This window comes from Leifsonia sp. KNZ12-8B (assembly GCF_056755495.1).
The window spans coordinates 1-5062 of the sequence record NZ_JBPGXM010000188.1 but is presented as its reverse complement, the minus strand read 5'-3'; the positions used below and the strand labels follow the sequence as shown (position 1 = coordinate 5062).

At 71.2% G+C, this 5062-nt stretch carries 5 protein-coding genes; 4 read left to right on the top strand and 1 reads right to left on the bottom strand.

From position 1 onward, the window contains the following. Positions 1 to 75 precede the first annotated feature (75 nt). The 4 genes from ACR9ZG_RS17850 (at position 76) to ACR9ZG_RS17835 (ending at position 4630) form a co-directional block, all read left to right on the top strand. A complete protein-coding gene (locus ACR9ZG_RS17850) occupies positions 76 to 1521 on the top strand; it encodes a Na+/H+ antiporter NhaC family protein (RefSeq protein WP_481286191.1) in 1446 nt (481 codons plus the stop codon). Between the two features lie 78 nt (positions 1522 to 1599). Beyond that, positions 1600 to 2613: an NADP-dependent oxidoreductase gene (locus ACR9ZG_RS17845; RefSeq protein WP_481286190.1), complete on the top strand. Its 1014-nt coding sequence runs from the start codon at positions 1600 to 1602 to the stop codon at positions 2611 to 2613. 62 nt (positions 2614 to 2675) lie between these two features. Continuing rightward, entirely contained in the window at positions 2676 to 3284 is a 609-nt protein-coding gene (locus ACR9ZG_RS17840) for a TetR/AcrR family transcriptional regulator (RefSeq protein ID WP_481286189.1), read from the top strand. Between the two features lie 107 nt (positions 3285 to 3391). Continuing rightward, positions 3392 to 4630: an MFS transporter gene (locus ACR9ZG_RS17835; protein ID WP_481286188.1), complete on the top strand. Its 1239-nt coding sequence runs from the start codon at positions 3392 to 3394 to the stop codon at positions 4628 to 4630. On the opposite strand, the gene ACR9ZG_RS17830 is transcribed toward ACR9ZG_RS17835, so the two are convergent. Further along, positions 4521 to 4967 carry a DUF488 domain-containing protein gene (locus ACR9ZG_RS17830; protein WP_481286187.1) on the bottom strand — a complete coding sequence of 149 codons (447 nt, stop codon included), beginning with the start codon at positions 4965 to 4967 and terminating at the stop codon, positions 4521 to 4523. The two genes, ACR9ZG_RS17835 and ACR9ZG_RS17830, sit on opposite strands and share 110 nt — an antisense overlap. Positions 4968 to 5062: the final 95 nt, after the last annotated feature.

Here is a 5062-nt window from a genome sequence, read left to right as displayed (position 1 = left end):
GCACCGCCCGCACCGCCCGCACCACCTCCCGCTCCATCCGGCCGGACGCCGAGCGTCCCGAAGACAGAGGTCCCCATGCCCCCACTCGGCGGATTCGTCCTCCTACCCGTCGCCGTCATCCTCATCGTCGCCGTGCTCACCCGGCGCACACTCTTCGCCCTGCTGTGCGGCACCGTCGTCGGCGCCGCGCTCATCGGCGGCTGGGGTGCGTTCGACACCTGGGTCGAGTACGTCGGCAAGTCGCTCGCCAACGAGACCGCCCAGTGGCTGCTGCTCATCGTGGTGCTGTTCGGGATGCTGATCACGCTCTACGAGAAGTCCGGCATCGTCACCGACTTCGCCCGCTGGACGGAGCGCTTCGTGAACTCGCGGCGCAAGTCGACCATCCTCACGTTCCTGCTGTCGATCGTGCTGTTCGTCGACGACTACCTCAACGTGCTCACCGTCGGCACCTCGATGAAGTCGGTGACCGATCGCTACCGGGTGCCGCGCACCCAGCTGGGCGCGATCATGAAGCTGACCGCCGCGCCGATCGCCGTGATCGTGCCGGTCTCGACCTGGGCGCTGTTCTTCGCCGGCCTGTTCGAGGCGCAGGACGTGACCGTCGGCGGCAGCGGGTTCGGCGCGTACCTCCAGTCCATCCCCTACATCTTCTTCGGCTGGATCGCGCTCGTGCTCGCCCTGCTGCTGAGCGCCGGCTGGCTGCCGCGGGTCGGCGCGCTGCGGAAGGATGCGCTGCGCGCCGAGCGCGACGGCGACGTCTTCCCGGTCGGCACGACCGACGAGGAGCGTCGCGCGGAGGGCGCCGCCCTGCTCGCCGAGATCGAGGCGGACGACCCGGACGGCTCCACCGCCCAGCGCGTCGCGGTGCAGACCAGGGTCGCGCCCCTCACCGGACGGAAGCCGCAGGCGTGGCCCTTCCTGCTCTCGATGATCACGCTCGTCGGCGTGACCGTGTTCACCGAGACCAACGTCGTCAAGGGCACCGCCGCCGCGCTCCTGGTGACGGCCGTCATCGCCCTCCTGCAGCGGCGCCTCACCGTCCGCGGCCTGCTCGACGCCGCCATGGAGGGCGTGGGCAGCATGCTGTTCGTCGTCGTGCTCACGGTGCTGGCGTTCATGGTGCAGGAGATGAACATCCACCTGCAGCTGGCCGAGTTCGTCATCCACGTCACGGAGCCCGTGCTCACCCCCGGGCTGCTGCCGGCGATCGTCTTCGCGGTGTGCGGCGTGTACGCCTATGCGACCGGATCGTTCTGGGATCTCGCCGCCGTGGTGACGCCCGTGGTGCTGCCGCTGGCCATCGCGCTCGGCAGCGACCCGATCCTGGCGGGGGCCGCCGTCTTCTCCGGCGCGGCGCTCGGCAGCACGACCTGTCTGTACGGCGACGGCATCATCCTGGCCTCGCGGTCCATCGGCATCAAGCCCATGAACCTGATGGTGGCGATCCTGCCGTACGCGGGCGTCGCGGCCGGGCTCTCGTTCATCCTGTATCTGATCGTGGGTCTCGCGGGGGCCTGATCGGAATAGATCCGGAGGCGGCGCGCTTCTTTCTTGAGTACACTCAAAAATGAGCACACTCAAGAAAGAGGCCCGATCGTGAAAGCCATCCTCCTCACCTCCTACAAATCACCCCTCGCGACGGGCGAGGTCGCCGAGCCCGCCGTCGGGCCGCATGACGTGCTCGTCGAGGTGCGGGCCGCCGGCCTGAACCAGCTCGACGAGAAGCTCCGGGCGGGGGAGTTCACGCAGCTCGTGCCGCTCGAACTCCCCGCGGTCCTGGGGCACGACGTGGCCGGGACCGTCGTGGAGGTCGGCGCGGAGGTGCGGTCGTTCGCCCCGGGCGACGCCGTCTACGGACGGGTGCGCGACGGGCGCATCGGCACCTTCGCCGAGCGGATCGCGGTGGACGAGAGCGACCTGGCTCCCCTCCCCGCTGCGCTCTCGATGACGGAGGCGGCCTCCCTGCCGCTGGTGGCGCTGACCGCCTGGCAGGCGCTCGTCGTGCGGGCGGACGTCCAGCCGGGCCAGAAGGTGCTCATCCATGCGGGCGCCGGGGGAGTGGGGTCGATCGCGATCCAGCTCGCGAAGCGCCTCGGCGCGACGGTCGCCACCACCGCGAGCGGGGCGAACGCGGAGTTCGTGCGCACGCTCGGCGCCGACCTGGTGATCGACTACCGCTCGGAGGACTTCGAGCAGCTGCTCTCCGGCTACGACGTCGTGCTCGACGGCGTCGGCGGCGAGAACCTCATGAAGTCGCTGCGCATCCTGCGCCCCGGCGGCCGGGCCATCGGCATCGCCGGCCCGCCCGACCCGGCCTTCGCCCGCCGGCTCGGCCTCAACCCGGTGCTGCGCGCGGGCATCGCCGCGATCAGCCGGAGCGTGCGCCACGCGGCGAAGCGGCTCGGCGTCGACTACTCGTTCCTCTGGATGTCGGCGAGCGGGGAGCAGCTGCGCGAGATCTCCGCGCTGGTCGAGTCGGGCGCGATCCGGCCGATCGTGGGCCGGGTGGTCGGCTTCGACGACATCCCCGCGGCCGTCGGGGGACTCGGGAGGGGAGGGGTCCGCGGCAAGGTCGTGGCCGCCATCCGGTCCGACGACGCCCGCGGCTGACCGGGCCTGCGTGGGCCGGCGGACGGGCTAGGGTGTCACCTGTCGTTCCGAGAGGGGATGAGATGACCGCCACCCCCGCCGCGCCCGGCCGGCGCGAGCGCAACAAGCAGGAGAAGCTCGACCGGATCATCGCGGCGGCCGGGGCCCTGTTCGCCGAGCGGGGCGTCGACGACGTCACCACCCAGGAGATCGCCGCCGCGGCGGACATCGGCGCCGGCACCCTGTTCTTCTACGCCCGGACCAAGGGCGAGCTCCTGCTGATGGTGCAGAACGCCCTCTACGCGGAGGCGCTGGAGGAGGGCCGCGCGGCCGCCGCGAACGCGGACGACCCGGTGGAGGCGGTGCTCGCGATCGCCACGCCGGTCATCGACTGCAACCGCGTCCAGGTCGAGAACGGCCGCACGTACCTCCGCGAGATGGTCTTCGGCGACCCGGCCGAGCCGCATCACGCCACCGCGCTCGCGATCGTCGCCGACACGGAGCGGGCGATGGCCGAGGCGATCGCCCGCGCCTCCGGCTCCACGGTGGAGGACGCCGCCGCCCTGGCGCACATCGTGTCGGCGATCCTCTTCCTGGCGATGGCCGCGAGCCCCGCGGGCGTCACGGCCGAGAGCATCCGGGAGGACGTGCGGCGGCAGGTCCGGGTGCTGCTCCGCTCGCCTGCGGGGTGACCGAACGTGTCCCTGATGAGGACATCCTCGGTGGGAGTGTACGGAGCGCCGATCGGCCCTCCGTGCGGTGAAGTGGACAGTACCGAACGAAAGAGCAGGTGCTGGTCATGTCGGAGAGCCGCAAGCTGGGTCGCGCCGGAGCGTATTGGACGGCGGCCGCCGTCGCCCTGATCGCGCTGTGGACGAGCGGGGCGCCGAGCACCTCGTATCCCCTCTACTCCGACCTGTGGCACCTCGACCCGGTGATCATCACCGCGGTGTTCGGAACGTACCCGCTCACCCTGGTCGTCACCCTCCTCACGACCGGCAGCCTGAGCGACTACGTCGGCCGGCGGGTGGCGATCCTGTTCGGTGTGCTCGGGATGCTGCTCGGGACGCTGCTCTTCGCGGTCGCGGTGGACGTCGAGATGCTCTTCGCCGGCAGGGCGCTGATGGGCGTCGGCGTCGGTCTGGCGTTGAGCCCGGCCAGCGCGGCCGTGCTGGAGTTCAGCAAGCCCGGCCGGGCGCGGGCGGCCGCCTCGGTGACCACCGCGGCGACCGCGCTCGGGGTGGTGCTCTCGACGCTGGTCGGCGGAGTGCTCGTCCAGTACGGGCCCTTCCCGCTGGCGTTGGATTTCTGGGTGCTCGTCGCGGTGATCGCGAGCGTCGGTGCGTTCGCCCTGTTCCTCCCCGAACCGTCCGGCGCCCGGTCGGAGGGCCGCTGGCGACCGCGGGTCGACGTGCGCGTTCCCCGGGGCCAGCGGATCATCTTCACCACCGCCGCGATGGCGGCCGCCGTCGCCTACATGACCGGAGGGATCATGCTGGCTCTCGGCGCCAGCATCGCGCGGGATCTGCTCGGGCAGCAGAACACGCTGATCGTCGGCTGCCTGCTGGCGACGATGTTCGTCGTCGCGGGCGTCCTCGCCGTCGTCGCGCGCCGATCGAGCCCGCGGGTGTCGATGCGAGCCGGTGGGCTGCTCGCCATCGCGGCCTTCGTGGTGCTGGCCGCGTCGGCGACGCTCGGTTCGACGGTGCTGTTCGTCGTCGCGGCCGCGCTCGGAGGCGGGTCATACGCGACGGCGTTCTCCGGCGGACTGAGCTACGTCAGCATCCACGCGCCGGCGCAGCATCGCGCAGGGGTGATCTCGGCCTTCTATCTGGCCGCCTACGCGTCCCAGGGTCTGATCGCCGTGGTCCTCGGACTGATCGCGACATCGTCGGGCCTGCTCCCGGCGGTGTTCGCCGGTGCGTGCGTCATGGTCGTGCTGTCCGCCGCGATGGTGCTTCTGACGTTCGTGCGCCGGCACCGTCGTGGGGCTCCGTCGACGAGCGCGCTGGCTGCGATCCCGAGCGGTTCAGCATGAAGTCCCTCAGCACCACCGCGTGGTTGACCTCGGGGTCGTGCGCCGCGTAGATCAGGGTGACCACGGGGTGCTCGTCGATGATCCTCTGGAGCTCGTCCACCGCCGTGCTGTTCGCGTCGAGCTCCGCGTCGTACCGCCGGGCGAACTCCGCGAGCCTGTCCGGGTCGTGGTCCCACCATGTGCGGAGTGCGCTGCTGGGGGCGATGTCCTTCAGCCAGTCGTCGACGTCCGCCTCCTGATGCGTCTCGCCTCGGGGCCAGAGCCGGTCGACGAGCACGCGGTACCCGTCGGCGGGGTCGGCAGGAGCGTAGACGCGCTTGATGTTCAGCGTTCCCATCGGTGGTCACATGGACCGGGTGATCAACGCGGAGTGCGACGTGCTGCGCGACGAGGGCGAGGCATACGCCTCCAAGCTCCGCGCGGCGGGCGTCG

What these genes read in the sequence shown, in the direction of transcription:
- ACR9ZG_RS17835 (WP_481286188.1), top strand. Translation starts at nt 3,392, where the DNA reads ATGTCGGAGAGCCGCAAGCTGGGTCGCGCCGGAGCGTATTGGACGGCG.
- ACR9ZG_RS17830 (WP_481286187.1), bottom strand. Translation starts at nt 4,967, where the DNA reads ATGGGAACGCTGAACATCAAGCGCGTCTACGCTCCTGCCGACCCCGCC.
- ACR9ZG_RS17840 (WP_481286189.1), top strand. Translation starts at nt 2,676, where the DNA reads ATGACCGCCACCCCCGCCGCGCCCGGCCGGCGCGAGCGCAACAAGCAG.
- ACR9ZG_RS17850 (WP_481286191.1), top strand. Translation starts at nt 76, where the DNA reads ATGCCCCCACTCGGCGGATTCGTCCTCCTACCCGTCGCCGTCATCCTC.